Below are 13,495 nucleotides of genomic sequence, written 5' to 3'. Positions count from 1 at the left end.
ACGGCCATCCACTGGGCCGTATAGCAGGCGAAGACCACCCCGGTGATCCACGGCCGGCGGGTGGCCACAGTGCGGCCCACCCGGCGGAGCGCGGGTGCAGCCCGGCGAGGGCCGGTGGCACATCCCTGGGCACGCGGCGCAGCAGCAGCGGCACCGGGAGCAGCGTGACTACGGCCATTACCAGCCACCACTGCCGCCAGCCGGAGGCCTGGAGGAACACCGCTCCCACGGTCAGGCCAATCAGCGCGGCGATGCCCTGGAACGTGGCCCAGCTTGCTAGCGCCACGTTCAGCCGTCGCGGCGGTGCCACCTTGCGGATCAGGGCAGGGGCGACGACGACGGCCAGCAGGAACCCGACGCCCTCCAGCGTCCGTGCGGCCATCAGCAGTTCCGTGCTGGGGGCGGCCGCTCCGAGCGCGGAGGCGGCGCTCAGGAGGAGCAGGCCCGAGACCAGGGGTCGGCGGAGGCCCGCCATCTCCCCGCCCACGGCAGTTGCCAACCCGCCCACGATGCTGGCTACCTGGATGATGCCCAGCAGCAGCCCGGCCTGCACCAGCGTAGTGCCCAGATCGGCTTGGATGTCGGCCAGTGCGGCCGGCAGCTTTCGCCAGCGAGCCGTGGGCGGGCGTGTCGAGGTCGACGGTGAGCAGCAGGGAGGCCAGATCGGGCCGGGCTTCGTCGTGGACGCTGATGTCAATGTCGTAGGAGAACGCCTTCAGCGCGTGAGAGACGAGTTCGCTGGTGCCGGAGAGACCCGCGCCTCCCTCGCGGGTGTGGTCCTTAACCGGCCCCACGACGGACACCGGTCCGGTGAAGCCGTCCACCGGGTTGCCCCAGTTCCACAGCAGGAAGCCGGGCAGTTTCCCCTACATGGTCCGAGTGCAGGTGGGTGACAAAGCCGGCCTTGAAGTCCTTGCCCCGGAGCCCTGCTTCATGGGCGGCGCGGGAGCAGCCGAGCCCGAAGTCCACCATGTAGAAGGCGTCGCCCACCACGAGGGCGCTGGAGATGCCGTTTTCCGGTCCGCGGATGGCCGGTCCGGCGGCGGTGCCCAGGGTGATCAGTTCGACGCTCAAGGTGAATACTTCTGCAGTATGGGTGCGGGATCAGGAATGGCGGCGGGCATTACGGACGCGCGTTTCCAGGTATTCCTCCAGCCCCCAGCGGCCGCGTTCGCGGCCGACGCCGGAGGATTTCCAGCCACCGAACGGGGCATCGGGCTCCACAAGCGTGTGCTGGTTGATCCATAGGGTTCCGGCTTCGAGCCGGGAAGCGATGGAATACGCGCGCTCCTGGTCCGGGCTCCACACGGAAGCACCGAGGCCGAATTCCCCGGCGTTGAGCCCGGCGATGGTGGCATCGAGATCGTCATGGGCAACGATCGGCAGTGCCGCACCGAACTGTTCCTGCTCCACCAGGTCCATGCCCGGCTCTGCGTCGATCACTACCGTGGGGGCGAGGAAGTAGCCGTGCAGGTCGCAGCCGGGACGGCCGCCGGTGATGATGCGGGCGCCGCTGCCGACGGCGGAGTCGACCAGGCCGTGGACCAGCTTGAGCTGCGATTCGTTGTGCATGGGGCCCATGGTGGTTCCCTCCGCGATGCCGTGACCCAGCACGTGGCGAGACGCCTCGGCGGCGATGGCCTCGGCCAGTTCCCTGCTGCGGCTGCGCGGGACGTAGACGCGCTTGACCGCCATGCATACCTGGCCGGCGTTGCGGAACGCGCTGCCCACGATCCCGCGGGCCGTGACCGCGAGGTCCGCGTCGTCCAGCACGATGGCAGGATCGTTGCCGCCGAGCTCCATGGTGACGCGCTTGACCGTGGCGGCAGCCTGCTGCGCGATGGAAATCCCCACGTCGGTGGAGCCGGTGAAGGAGATCTTCCGAAGGCCCGGGCTGGTGGCCAGGGCAACGTCAGGCATTGCCCCAACCCGATTTCAGCTTCCAGGCACCCTGCACCCCTGTCAGATTTGCCGGGGCGTCCGGGTACGGGCTCCGCTCGTATTTGTTCCGCCGGGCGAAATTCGCTGACGCTAGACTCGCAACGAAACGGGACGAATGAAAGGACGTACGAAGGCGATCCTGTTGGTGGCAGCCGCGTGGACCGTCGCCGCACTCATCGCGGTACTCGGAGTCACCGCATGGCAGACGATTTGTTACTACATGGAACCTGTTGCGGATACGATAGCTGATCCTGGGAGTTACTCCCTCGCCGCATACTCCGGCCTACTGGCACTCGCCCTCAGCGTCGCGGTGAGCGTGGGCATCACCCTTCACGCCGCGCGCTGCCGGCACTCCCCCACAGCCTGACCCTCAGCACACAAGGCCCCGACATCCTGGCCCCGGAGCACAAGGGCGTTCCCCGTGAGCACATCGGTTCATCCATCACTGTGCCTGTTCCCAACACCGGCATGGCACCCTGCAGAGGCGAAGCCCGGCAACCTAGCTCCTGACCTTCAGGTACTGGTAGAGGGTTTCGCGGCTGATGCCGAATTTCCGGCCCAGGCCCGTCTTCTGCTCCCCCGCCGCAGCCCGCTCCCGCAGCTCACTGGCCTTCTCGGCCGAGAGTGCTTTCTTGCGGCCGCGGTAGACACCGCGCGCCTTTGCCAGTGTGATGCCTTCGCGCCGGCGTTCACCGATCAGGGCCCGCTCGAATTCGGCAAAAGCACCCATCACCGACAGCATCAGATTCGCCAAGGGTGATTCCTCCCCGGTGAAGACCAGCTGCTCCTTAACGAATTTGACCCGCACGCGTATCTTCGTGAGTGCCTGGACCGGAGATCGTCCAGATTCCGGGCGAGCCGGTCCATACTGTGCACCACGAGGGGTGTCGCCGTCGCGGATGAAGCGCAGCAGCTCATCAAGCTGGGGGCGCTGGGTGTCTTTGCCAGAGGCCTTGTCGGTAAAGACCCCCTCCAGCTGGACGCCCTCGAGCTGGCGTTGAACGTTCTGGCCCAGGCTGCTGACCATATGCGCCCGCCGCCCCGTTTCCGATTCCATGCATTTATTCGAAGGTAGACACCACGCGACACAACTACGAAGCGATCGAGGAAGAAGCCATCGGACCCGAGAATTGCATAATGTCGTGCTTCTCCATACCCAGTAGAGCAGCACTCATTTCGTCCGGGTCAGATTCAGGAGTTCCCGAAGGGCGGGACGCGCTTCGAGCCGGAGCTTTATGGATTCCGGCAGGCCATCCACGGTAACGGAGTCCTGGGTGATGTTGATGGTGAGCCTGTTTCCGGCAAACGGCACGTTGTCGATTCGGAACTGCCCGAAGCCTTTTGGAAGTTCCGGTGCGAGCCAGAGCTCGTTCCAGGGAAGGGCAGGGTCGAACCGCATCAGCATGCGGATCAGATGGATCGGAGCCGCCGCCGCCCACGCCTGGGGTGAGCACGCTGCAGGGTAGGGTACCGGATTTGGGAACCTTTCACGGTCCAGTCCGCAGAACAGCTCCGGGAGCCGGCCGCCGAAGTGCTCGGCTGCTTCGAACAGTCCGTAGGCGATTCTCTGGGCCTCGTCGATGAATCCGTATCTCATCAGCCCATGCGCTATCAGGGCGCTGTCGTGCGGCCAGACGGAACCATTGTGATAACTGAGAGGGTTGTAGGCCCCCATCGTGCTGGCCAGAGTGCGGATACCCCAGCCGGTGAACATTTCCGTGGACATCAGGTGCGCCGCTACTTGGGCTGCTTTGTCGGTGTCCACGATGCCCATCCAGAGACAATGACCCATATTTGAGGCCAGGGCGTCTACTGGCTTCTTGTCCCCATCCAGGGCGACGGCAAAATATCCCCGGTCCGGCAGCCAGAACCGTTCATTGAACGCCTCTTTCAGCCGGACCGCCCTGCCCGCCCAGAGATCGGCTGCTTCGGTGTCGCCGTCGTCCAGCGCCATCAGGGCACGCCCGACATAGGCCCCGTACGTGTAGGCCTGCACTTCGCACAGCGCTATGGGCCCCTGAGCGAGTGAGCCGTCGGCGAAATTGATGCCGTCCCACGAATCCTTCCAGCCCTGGTTTATCAGCCCGTGTTCAGTTTGCCGCTGGTATTCGACGAATCCGTCGCCGTCACGGTCGCCGTAGTTCTCGATCCATGCCAGCGCGCGGTCTGCGGCCGGCAGCAGGGCGTGGACTGCCTCCGGTTCCAGCCCCCAACGTCCCAGCTCGCTAAGGATGCCGACGAACAACGGGGTGGCATCCGCGGTTCCGTAGTAGATACTGCGGCCGCCCAGAACGGACTCCGTGCTGGTACCCAGACGCACTTCATGGAGGATCCGGCCGGGCTCTTCTTCCGTGTCGGGGTTAACTTCCTTGCCTTGGTGGTCCGCCAGCGTCTGGAGGGTGCCTAGTGCCAAGGAGGGATCCAGCAGGAGGGACATAAGGGACGAGAGCAGGCTGTCACGCCCGAAAAGGGCCATGAACCATGGAGCGCCTGCCGCAGCTACGACGCGGTCGGGGTGGTCCGGATCAAAGATCCGGAGTGAGCCGAGATCCTCCTGGCTGCGCAAAATCGTATTTCGGACGGAGGCATCACCCAAGTTAGGGATGGGCATGGACATCCGCCACGAAAAGAGACGATGCCGGGCCTCGGAGGAAACTTCATCAGTGCCATACGCCGCCGTTGAAATCACCGCCTGCCCGTTCAGATAGGGCGTGGCAGTGAACGTCTGAGCCCACTTCCCATGGGCAGGAATGGTGACCGTACACACGAGTCGGTGGCCCTCTACAGCGGCGCCTGGTGCGCGGACAACAAGCCCATGACGCCGGCCCTCCCCTTCACACTCAAGGAGGAGACTATCGCCCTCTATCCGGATCTGCTGCTGCCCCGGGCTGGCAGGCCTGCCATCCTTAACCTCAAAAAGATCGGCGAAATCGGCATTCACGCTCAGGGCGAGCCGTAAAGTGTTAGGCACCGCCAAGTGATTCTCGATCGTGATGGTTTCCGTAAGACCGGCACCAATGATCCTTTCCCGCTCTATCAGCAACGGCGTATCAGCGCTGCCGGAATGGCCGCTTAACCTGCCTATAAACACGGCCCGGAAGGGTTCCACAGCCGTCGCGGCAAGCGCCTCGAGTGGAACGTCATCAACGCTAACGTTCCACTCGGATATGTACCGGGTGTCGTGAAAAAACGCGCCATGGGGACTCCCCGAGTGCATGTCACCGTCGGACGCAGTCAAACAAAATGAGGAGCCATCAAGAACTGTGACGGCTCCCGCGCCCGCCGGACCGGCTGCGTTGTCGGCGTTCCAACCCGACATTTCGCGATCCTCCTAGCATCAGGCAATCGACCAAAAAAGACCTGGATGCGGACCAAGGCTGGGCGACCGGCTGGCCCGCATATCAGAACTATCGTCCCTTGCCCCAGCGGAAACAAGCCCCCATCAATTCCAACGCCCGAATGGTGGCTCCTCCCCGGTGATGTTCCGGAGCTCAGGCGAGCGACCAATAGCGAAGCCTCACTTGTACGCAGGTACGGGAGGCCGTGTAGAGCTGACTCTTCCGTAGGTCAATTCCGATCTGGGAGCACCGGTTTGTGACCACCGAGGCTGAAAATCGCGACGGCGATGAGTGCTTCGGGTGATTTGAAGCCGAAGGCGATGCGGGTGATCAGTCTGATCTTCGTGTTGATCGATTCGACACGCCGTTTGGAGAGCCCATGCTCTATTGCGGCGAGGATCGCGGCACGGTGGTTGACGATGCTGCGTTGGAGCTTCGCGAACGCGGGGATCCGGCACCCGCGCGCCCGGGCAACCCACTTATCGAGGGCTTCAGCGGCTTCGTCGTGGGGCAGTTTGAAAATGACCCGGAGTCCTTCCTTGAGGTAGTAGGCCCGGCCGAGGGTGGGGTCGGTCTGCACGATCCAGGCGAGCTGCTGCTTCTCGGTCAGGTTCTCCGGGTTCGTCCAGAGCGCATAACGGGAGTTCTTCACACCGGCTGCGCGGGCACTGTCCGGGGGGGCGCCGCGTCTTTCGCGGGCCGGCAGCGGCCGCGCCTGGCCTCGCTGGCCCGGGCCGCTTTACGGGCGTCGTTCCACGCGGCCCCGTCGGCGGAGACATGCGTGATCCGGGAGCAGCGTTCCACCCCGAGGGCGTCGAAGAACTTGCCCAGGGTGGCCTTGTCCTGGCCCGGCGCCGCCCAGACCAGCCAGCCGCTGTCGTGGTCGACGACGACGGCCAGATACTTGTGGCCGCGCTTGTAGGAGATCTCGTCGATGCCGATCCGCCTCAGGCTGGCGAACTGGTCGTGGAGTTTGCTACGACTCAAAGCGGATCTCCTCCCGCGCCCCCGGCCTACCGCATCGCGGTCCTCAGGGACAGCAATGGACGCGGCGGCTCCATTGAAGTCTGCGACACCCTGCTCCCGGGTCGAAGTGGTCGGTTGTGCAGTCGCAACCGTCCGCCGTCATCTTTCCCGGCGGTGAATCCATGGCCGCGATGCAGGCTCGGTCGGTGGCAGCGATTCGACGCCACGATCGGCCTTCGAAGCCGAGTACAGGCCAGGGGCCGTGTGGGTGGCGGTGAGTCACGGTGACATCATCAAGTCAATCCTCGCCGACGCGCTCGGCATGCACCTTGACCTGTTCCAGCGTATTAACGTGGGCCCCGCCTCCGTATCGATCGTGCGCTACGGCGCTAGTCGGCCGAGCGTCCATGCGACCAACACCGACGCGGGTGATCTGTCGTGGCTGTCGAACGGCATCCACTCTGGCGATGCGCCGGTGGGCGGCGGTGCAGGGCAAAAGGCGCCATGAACCTCATGTGCCTAAAATACTGACATGCCTAAACGTGTTCATGAGTTTGCCTGGCCTGATCGGGTCGTCGTTGGCACCATCGGCCTTCCGGGGGCGCGCACGTTCTACCTGCAGGTGCGCGCAGGCACGCAGATCGTGAGTATTGCCCTGGAGAAGCAGCAGTCGGCTCTGCTCGCCGAGAAGATCGACGAAATTCTCGACCAGGTCATCACCGTCGAGGGCAACCCCTTCAGCGTTCCCACGAGTACTCCCATGGAACTTGTCGACGATGACAAGCTCGAGGCCGTTCAGGAGCAGTTTCGGACCGGCGCCATGAGCTTAGGTTGGGACCCACCGACGGCGCAGGTCGTAATAGAGGCCTACCCCATCACCGATGTCGATGCTGATGAGAACGACGAATCCCTTGATGAGGACGCCGCTAACGAGACCGAGATGCTGCTGGTACGAATGCCGGTCGGCACCGCCCGCGCATTCGCCAAACGCACCCGTGAGGTCGTGGGCGCCGGGCGTCCGATGTGCTTGCTCTGCGGTTACCCCATAGACGCCGACGGGCACATCTGCACCCTTCCCGAGGTCTGATGCCAGCACCGGACCTAGTTAGTGATGGCCGAGCTGACGCTCACCGGCCGCATCACGACGGCTTCAAACGCTACATTCCTTGGCAGCATCGGCGAGGAGGTGGTCGTCTATAAGCCGATAGCAGGCGAAAGTCCGCTGTGGGATTATCCCCACGGCACCCCTGGCTCACCGTCCGGGCGAACACCACGACCGCACGGCTCCAAATTTGGCGTGATTGTGCGAGTTCGTGAGCGGCCAGCGATTCTCGTAACTATGCTTCGAAACCTCATGGTTGAGTCGGTGTATGCACCGTTAGTTATGAGCGGTGGAGCCGCTTCGCGGCGTTGTGGTTCTGCGAAAACGCTCTTGCGGCCGGGTTGGGTAGCGGCGGATGATGGCGGTGCCGCGGTCGACGCCGATGTGTCTTAGTGCTTAGAGCCTGTTTATGAGCGTGGCGTGGAGGGCTTCCACGGGAACCGTGGATTGGTGCCGCAAGCCCAAAAGCATCGGGTTTGATGAGCCCGTTTAGTAGATTCCTGATTAATTTCCCCGCCCTTCCCGCGGCACCTGGCACCACCAGCCGGTGGTGTCGTTGGACCAGATGCGAGGAGTAGATGATGGACATCGTGCACGAGCGTGCCGCAGGAATGGATATCTCCAAACGTGATGCGAAGGTCTGCATCCGGGTACCGGGAATGCGGGTAGGAACTTTCAGGAGGACTGTGACCACATATGGGGCGACGACGAATGAGATCGTGCGCCTACGGCGTGATCTTGAGGCAGCCGCGGTGACAGTGGTGGTGATGGAGGCCACCGGCGACTACTGGAAACCGTTCTATTTCCTGCTGGCGGAGTCGCTGAATGTGCAACTTGTCAATGCTAAAGCTGCGCGGAATATCCCGGGGCCGAAGTCGGATGTCTCAGACGCGACATGGCTTGCGGAGCTCGCGGCTCACAACCTGCTGCGGGCCAGTTTCGTGCCGCCGGAGCCGATCCGGCAGTTGCGGGATCTAACCCGCACGCGGTCGAACCTGACTCATGAGCGCACCCGCGAGTAGGGACGACTGGAAAAAGGGCTGGAGGGACTCCAACATCAAGTTGTCCTCGGTCTTCAGCACGCTGAGCACCCAATCAGCCCGCCGCATCCTCGATGCTCTCTCATATCCGGAGAACGTAACCCGCAGACCTTGGCTTCGCTGGCACACGCCTCGATGGGCCGCAAAATCCGCGGCGCTAGTCGAAGCCCTCACGGGCCGTTTCACCGACCACCACGCATTCATGGTGCCTTTGCATCTGGACCGCATCGACCAAATCGAGGCGACCCTCACGGCCCTCGACGCCCGCATCGACTGCGATGGAACCTTTTTCCTTAGCCCGGGAGCTGCTGATGACCGTCCCCGGGATATCGAAGAATGTCGCTAACGTCATCATCGCCGAAGCCGGCGTCGACATGAACGTCTTTGACACGGCGGGCCATCTCGCATCATGGGCGGGAGTGTGTCCCAGCCGGAACGAGTCCGCTGGACGAATAAAATCCACCCAAACCCGGCCCGGCGACCATTACCTCAAAGCCGCATTGGGAATCGCGGCACTGGCCGTTTCCCGATCAAAAACGACCTATCTCGCCGTGAAATACCGTCGCATTCAATCCCATGCCGGCGCCCTGCGCGCCGTAGTCGCTCTCCAACACACGCTGCTCGTCATCGTCTGGAACATGCTCCACGACGGAGTCGCCTATGACGAACTCGGCGTTGACCATTTCGACAAAACGAACCCGAACGCGCCAAAAAGCGGCTCCAACGCCGAATGGTCTCGCTCGGTTTGAGCCCACCCTCACGCCCATTTCTGCAGGATAGGTCACCTTCGTTTCCTTAGTAGTAGACACGTCGGAGCAGCCCCTGGCGAAACTGATCGGTCACTTTCAGAAGCTGAGTGCGCAAACCTTCCCGTGGTTTCGGGGGTGATGTTACTCAATTCCGGATCGAGGTGTCTGCAAAGCTCGCGGTCATCTGGTGGGCCGAGTTTGAGGACACTGACCGGGCGCTGAACACCCGGCGCCGGTACCGGGACATCATGGACAACTTCGTCAGCCCGGGCATCGGCGGAATCCGGATCCGGATCCGGGAAGCCACCGTCTCCACCCTGGACAGGTTCCTCAAAACCATGCGAACCAAGCACGGCAACGCCACGGCGAACCTCTGCAAGACCGTCCTGTCGGGCATGCCGGGCCTGGCAGCCAGGCACGGCGCCCTTGACGGGAAACCCTCTGCGTGACGTTGCCACGATTCCAACCAACCACAAGGAGGTTCGGGCCCTGACAGTCGCCGCGGTCGGCGCACTGCGCGCCGGCCTCCGCCAATGGGAGGCCAACAAGAAGCAGGCCGGCCGCTACCCCACGGTGGACATGCTCGACGTCGTCGACATCATGCTCGCCACCGGCGCGCGGATTGGTGAAGCCCTCGCGATCCGCTGGAAGGACATCGATCTGAAGTCAGCCAAGCCGGCAGTCACCGTGAAGGGGACCATCGTCTACATGCCGGGTCAGGGCCTGACCATCCAGGATCACCCTAAGAGCGCCCATTCCCGTCAAAGGTACTTCCTACCCGCCTTCGCCGGGGAAATGCTGCTGAGGCGGCAAATTGGGCAGCTGGAGGCCAACCGTGGGACGTGGTGTTCCCATCTGCCGTCGGGTCGCTCCGGGACCCCAACAATTTCCGCAGGCAGTGGCGCTCTGCCCGCGACGAGCTCGGCTTCCAGTGGGTGACCCCGCACACCTTCCGAAAGACCGTCGGAACCCTGCTGGAAGCCTCCTCCGGCATGGCCGTCGCGTCCGCCCAGCTCGGGCACTCCAGCGAAAACGTCACGCGGAAGCACTACGTCCAAAAGACCCACGAGGCGCCGGACAACACGACTGTGCTGGAGCCGTTCGGCCAGCGCCGGGAATGATTCCGGTGGGCAAGCGGTGGACTACTACCTGAGAACATCAAAATTAAAGAGCCCCTGATCCACGTTTCCGCAGTTCAAGGGCTCTTTTCAGGTAGGGCTACTCGGACTTGAACCGAGGACCTTAGGATTATGAGTCCCGCGCTCTAACCAGCTGAGCTATAGCCCCATGCCCTCTGCTTACGAGATCCATGGAGGACTTCGGATTCAGCAGGGCAAAAACACTCTAGCAAACCGGGACGCTTCCTCAGACCACCGTTGCTGCTGGTCAGGTCGCGGCGGCGGCGGCTGCCAGGCCGACAGCTTCCTGCGATCAGACCACTTTGTCTTCGAAGCTTGCCCCCCGGTAGAGGTCCTCAAAGGTTTGCAGGGTGCCCTCGATGCTGTGCGGTTCCACCATCCGCCTGCTGGCCTGGCCCATCGCTGCCAGCTCGGCGGCAGGCAGCTGAAGGATGCGGGTAATCTTCGCCGCGAGGTCGTCGCTGTCGTTAGGAGTGAACAGGTAGCCGTTCTCGCCGTCGCGCACCAGGTGCGGCAGCGCCATGGCGTCTGCCAGCAGGACAGGCGTCGAGGCCGACATTGCTTCCAGTGTCACCAGGGACTGCAGTTCGGCAGTACCAGGCATACAGAACAGGTCCGCCTTGATGTAGGTCTCCCGGAGCTGTTCATCACTGGCCAGGCCAAGGAACCGCACCCTGTCCTCGAGCCCAAGCCGTTTCGCCTGCGCCTCCAGGGACTGGCGGACTTCACCGCCGCCCACTACCTCCAGGTGGACGTTCAGTTCCGCAGGGGTCTTGGCAACAGCGTTGATGAGCACGTCCACGTGCTTCTCCTCCGCCAGCCGGCCCGCAAACACCACCGTAGGACTGGCATGCCCTTCGATGACCTCACCGGGCTGCAACTCATAGGCCGCAGCATCGATCCCGTTGGAAAGGGGCAGCACCTTGCGCAGGAAAGCATGCTGATGCATGGCCTTGGCGGCCAGGGGCGTGGGCGTGGTGACGACGTCGGCCTGGCCCATGACCTTGCCCATGTCCTTCCAGGAGATCTTGCCGATGATGTCCTTGAACCACTGCGGGAAGGGCAGGAAGGGGTTCAGGTTCTCCGGCATGAAGTGGTTGGTGGCCACAATCCTGATGCCCCGCTTCACCGCCTCATACAAGACGTGCTCGCCGATCATATAGTGGCTCTGGATGTGCACCACGTCAGGCTTGACCCGGTCGAACAGGAGGCTGATCTCTTTCTTGATCTCCCAGGGAAAGCAGATGCGGAAGTACTCGTGGGTGAACACGCCATGCGAGCGGAGCCGGTGAACAGTTGCCTCGGAACGGAACTCGGTGAAGCTCGCGCCGTTATCCGCCCGACAGGCCAGCACGTTCACGTTGTGGCCGCGGCCGGTCATGCCCTTCGCCAGCCGGTAGCTGAACTGGGCGGCCCCGTTGATGTGGGGCGGATAGGTATCCGCGGCGATCAGGATGGTCAGAGGGCGCTGGTCAGAGGGCGGTGTCACGTGGAGAGCTCCTGAAGGTCACGATGCGCAGCTGACGCTGGATGCACCGGGTGGCCGCCGGCACGGTGGCGCGGGGCCTCTTAGTGATAATCGGCTAGGTCAAGAATCGGCTGGTCAGTGGGACAGGCTAGTGGGACGCCCTGCCCGCCGCCTTCCGCGCATCTTTCTTGCGCTTGGTGACCTCGGGGTGGTGCCTGGAAAGGGCGATCACCCCCACGATAGCAAGGGAAGCTGCCGTAGCCATGCCAATCGCCATGACGGCGTGGACGTCAGGACGCAACTCTCCCAGGATCACGATGCCGATGGCGATTCCGACGATCGGATCAATGACCGTCAGCCCGGCAATGACCAGGTCAGGCGGGCCGCCAGAGTATGCACTCTGGACGAACCAGGAACCGAGTCCGCCGGCGGCCGCAATGGCCACCACCGAGTACCACTGGACGTTGAGCAGGACCAGTCCGTTCGGATCCAGCAGGTGCTTGCCGATGATGCGGGTCAGCACCGCCACAAAGCCGAACAGGACGCCGGCACCGAGGATGTAGACGAAGGCGCTCATCCGGTGCCGGAACATCACCGTCAGGGTGCCGAAGACCCCCACCGCCAGGGCAAGGAGCAACACAATGGTGAGTTCCTCGTCCTGGCCAACGTTGTGGTTCTCCTGCGTCACGTTCACGGCAAGGAGGACAAACAGCGCGGAACCGGTCACGCAGGCCGCGATGGACACCATGGTGGCCCGGTTGATGGTGATGTCCTGGTCGCGTGCGTTCACCACGGTGGTAATGACCAGCGCGATTGCCCCGATCGGCTGCACCACCGTTAGGGGCGCTGACACCAGCGCCACCGCATTCATGCCCATCCCGACACACAACAAGAGGAGGCCCAGCATCCACCGCGGGTTGCGAAGCAGACGGAGGAAGCCGTGTGAACTCAGGGCGAGCCCACCCGTGTCGGCCTTGACGGCGCTCCCCTGCTTTTGCGCACCCAAGGCAAGGCAGAATGCCCCAAGCACCGCCAGCAGAACCGCCACCCACACCATCAGGCGGTGCCGCCGTCGTACTGGTCGCCGTTGTGCTCGTTGCCGTTGTGCTGGTTGCCGTCCTGCTGTTTGCCGGCCTGATGTGACTGCATTTTGCCTTTTCGCAGAATGGCCCAGAAATAGTTGTAGGCAGCGATCCAATGGCCGGCGAGTCCGAGTCCCAGCACCATCCATGCGGCAACGAACAGGGCGCCGCTGACGAGAGTATCCAGCCGCGACAGGACCAGCAGGGGGGTGCCGAGCAGCAGCAAGCCGGTGCGGACCTTGCCCACCCGGCTCACAACCAGGTCAGGATGGCCGCGGAAGTAGAACAGGGTCAGGACCAGGAGCACGGCGTCCGGCACCAGCAGCGCGGCCAGGTAGAGCCAATGCACGACACCGGCGATCACCAGGGTGACAGCCACCGCGATGAGCGCGAGCCGGTCAGCCATCGGATCCATGACCCGGCCGAGTTTGGACGCCTGATCGAAGCGGCGTGCCACGTACCCGTCAATCCAGTCGGTGCCCGCCATAACCGCAAGGACCACGACGGCGATGCCGTACTCTTTCTGCGCCAAGACCAGCCAGATGAACAACGGCACGCCCATAAAGCGCAGCACAGTCAGGACGTTGGGGATGGTGAAGACGTGGTCGTGGTCAATCTGGGGGCGGCCGGAACGCGCGCCAGCGCCGATGAACTTCACTCCGCTCCCCTC

General features: G+C 63.4%; 11 protein-coding genes, 1 tRNA gene and 7 pseudogenes. 8 read left to right on the top strand and 11 right to left on the bottom strand.

Annotation, left to right across the window (positions count from 1 at the left end):
* Positions 1 to 121: 121 nt before the first annotated feature.
* The 3 genes and pseudogenes from ABIB45_RS07535 to ABIB45_RS07525 all read right to left on the bottom strand — a co-directional run.
* Positions 122 to 553: pseudogene (locus ABIB45_RS07535) on the bottom strand (MFS transporter); the annotation flags it as partial.
* A 227-nt stretch (positions 554 to 780) separates the two neighbouring features.
* Positions 781 to 1,074 (bottom strand): MBL fold metallo-hydrolase, encoded by a 294-nt coding sequence (locus ABIB45_RS07530; RefSeq protein WP_354215271.1) that lies wholly within the window; start codon positions 1,072 to 1,074, stop codon positions 781 to 783.
* 30 nt (positions 1,075 to 1,104) lie between these two features.
* Positions 1,105 to 1,920: an aldehyde dehydrogenase family protein gene (locus ABIB45_RS07525; RefSeq protein ID WP_354215270.1), complete on the bottom strand. Its 816-nt coding sequence runs from the start codon at positions 1,918 to 1,920 to the stop codon at positions 1,105 to 1,107.
* 136 nt (positions 1,921 to 2,056) lie between these two features.
* Here ABIB45_RS07525 and ABIB45_RS07520 point away from each other — a divergent pair, with 136 nt between their 5' ends.
* Entirely contained in the window at positions 2,057 to 2,308 is a 252-nt protein-coding gene (locus ABIB45_RS07520; RefSeq protein WP_354215269.1) for a hypothetical protein, read from the top strand.
* Positions 2,309 to 2,440: 132 nt separating this feature from the next.
* Here ABIB45_RS07520 and ABIB45_RS07515 read toward each other — a convergent pair.
* The 4 genes and pseudogenes from ABIB45_RS07515 to ABIB45_RS07500 form a co-directional block, all read right to left on the bottom strand.
* Positions 2,441 to 2,968: pseudogene (locus ABIB45_RS07515) on the bottom strand (recombinase family protein).
* A gap of 144 nt (positions 2,969 to 3,112) precedes the next feature.
* A complete protein-coding gene (locus ABIB45_RS07510) occupies positions 3,113 to 4,552 on the bottom strand; it encodes an amylo-alpha-1,6-glucosidase (protein ID WP_354215361.1) in 1,440 nt (479 codons plus the stop codon).
* A gap of 174 nt (positions 4,553 to 4,726) precedes the next feature.
* Positions 4,727 to 5,158 (bottom strand): annotated as a pseudogene (locus ABIB45_RS07505) (glycogen debranching N-terminal domain-containing protein); the annotation flags it as partial.
* Between the two features lie 350 nt (positions 5,159 to 5,508).
* Positions 5,509 to 6,257, bottom strand: a pseudogene (locus tag ABIB45_RS07500) (ISL3 family transposase); the annotation flags it as partial.
* A gap of 116 nt (positions 6,258 to 6,373) precedes the next feature.
* Here ABIB45_RS07500 and ABIB45_RS07495 point away from each other — a divergent pair.
* From ABIB45_RS07495 to ABIB45_RS07470, 7 genes and pseudogenes are all read left to right on the top strand, one after another.
* A pseudogene (locus tag ABIB45_RS07495) lies at positions 6,374 to 6,753 on the top strand (histidine phosphatase family protein); the annotation flags it as partial.
* Between the two features lie 24 nt (positions 6,754 to 6,777).
* Positions 6,778 to 7,332: a DUF3090 domain-containing protein gene (locus ABIB45_RS07490; protein ID WP_354215268.1), complete on the top strand. Its 555-nt coding sequence runs from the start codon at positions 6,778 to 6,780 to the stop codon at positions 7,330 to 7,332.
* A gap of 24 nt (positions 7,333 to 7,356) precedes the next feature.
* Positions 7,357 to 7,491: pseudogene (locus ABIB45_RS22555) on the top strand (SCO1664 family protein); the annotation flags it as partial.
* A gap of 437 nt (positions 7,492 to 7,928) precedes the next feature.
* Positions 7,929 to 9,186, top strand: a pseudogene (locus tag ABIB45_RS07485) (IS110 family RNA-guided transposase).
* 111 nt (positions 9,187 to 9,297) lie between these two features.
* The gene (locus ABIB45_RS07480; protein WP_354215267.1) at positions 9,298 to 9,585 is read left to right on the top strand and encodes a hypothetical protein; all 288 of its coding nucleotides are present in this window, start codon (positions 9,298 to 9,300) and stop codon (positions 9,583 to 9,585) included.
* Complete coding sequence (locus ABIB45_RS07475) at positions 9,563 to 10,075, top strand: hypothetical protein (protein ID WP_354215370.1); 513 nt, start codon at positions 9,563 to 9,565, stop codon at positions 10,073 to 10,075. The genes ABIB45_RS07480 and ABIB45_RS07475 overlap by 23 nt, the downstream gene beginning before the upstream one ends.
* Positions 9,979 to 10,257: a tyrosine-type recombinase/integrase gene (locus tag ABIB45_RS07470; protein ID WP_354215266.1), complete on the top strand. Its 279-nt coding sequence runs from the start codon at positions 9,979 to 9,981 to the stop codon at positions 10,255 to 10,257. The genes ABIB45_RS07475 and ABIB45_RS07470 overlap by 97 nt, the downstream gene beginning before the upstream one ends.
* A gap of 92 nt (positions 10,258 to 10,349) precedes the next feature.
* Here ABIB45_RS07470 and ABIB45_RS07465 read toward each other — a convergent pair.
* From ABIB45_RS07465 to ABIB45_RS07450, 4 genes are all read right to left on the bottom strand, one after another.
* Positions 10,350 to 10,423: transfer RNA gene (locus ABIB45_RS07465), tRNA-Ile, on the bottom strand.
* 144 nt (positions 10,424 to 10,567) lie between these two features.
* A complete protein-coding gene (locus ABIB45_RS07460; protein WP_354215265.1) occupies positions 10,568 to 11,764 on the bottom strand; it encodes a glycosyltransferase in 1,197 nt (398 codons plus the stop codon).
* A 127-nt stretch (positions 11,765 to 11,891) separates the two neighbouring features.
* Positions 11,892 to 12,800: a DMT family transporter gene (locus ABIB45_RS07455; RefSeq protein WP_354215264.1), complete on the bottom strand. Its 909-nt coding sequence runs from the start codon at positions 12,798 to 12,800 to the stop codon at positions 11,892 to 11,894.
* Positions 12,800 to 13,483: a CDP-alcohol phosphatidyltransferase family protein gene (locus tag ABIB45_RS07450; protein WP_354215263.1), complete on the bottom strand. Its 684-nt coding sequence runs from the start codon at positions 13,481 to 13,483 to the stop codon at positions 12,800 to 12,802. Before ABIB45_RS07450 ends, ABIB45_RS07455 begins: the two co-directional genes overlap by 1 nt.
* Between the last annotated feature and the right edge of the window lie 12 nt (positions 13,484 to 13,495).

Source organism: Arthrobacter sp. UYCo732 (genome assembly GCF_040547265.1).
GTDB lineage: Bacteria > Actinomycetota > Actinomycetes > Actinomycetales > Micrococcaceae > Arthrobacter.
Note: the sequence above shows the minus strand (reverse complement) of the source record. Positions and strands in the feature narration are given on the sequence as shown.

Bases quoted from the DNA above. Each gene is read 5' to 3' on its own strand.
- ABIB45_RS07490 (WP_354215268.1), top strand. From the start codon at position 6,778: ATGCCTAAACGTGTTCATGAGTTTGCCTGGCCTGATCGGGTCGTCGTT.
- ABIB45_RS07455 (WP_354215264.1), bottom strand. From the start codon at position 12,800: ATGGTGTGGGTGGCGGTTCTGCTGGCGGTGCTTGGGGCATTCTGCCTT.
- ABIB45_RS07525 (WP_354215270.1), bottom strand. From the start codon at position 1,920: ATGCCTGACGTTGCCCTGGCCACCAGCCCGGGCCTTCGGAAGATCTCC.
- ABIB45_RS07520 (WP_354215269.1), top strand. From the start codon at position 2,057: ATGAAAGGACGTACGAAGGCGATCCTGTTGGTGGCAGCCGCGTGGACC.
- ABIB45_RS07510 (WP_354215361.1), bottom strand. From the start codon at position 4,552: ATGCCCATCCCTAACTTGGGTGATGCCTCCGTCCGAAATACGATTTTG.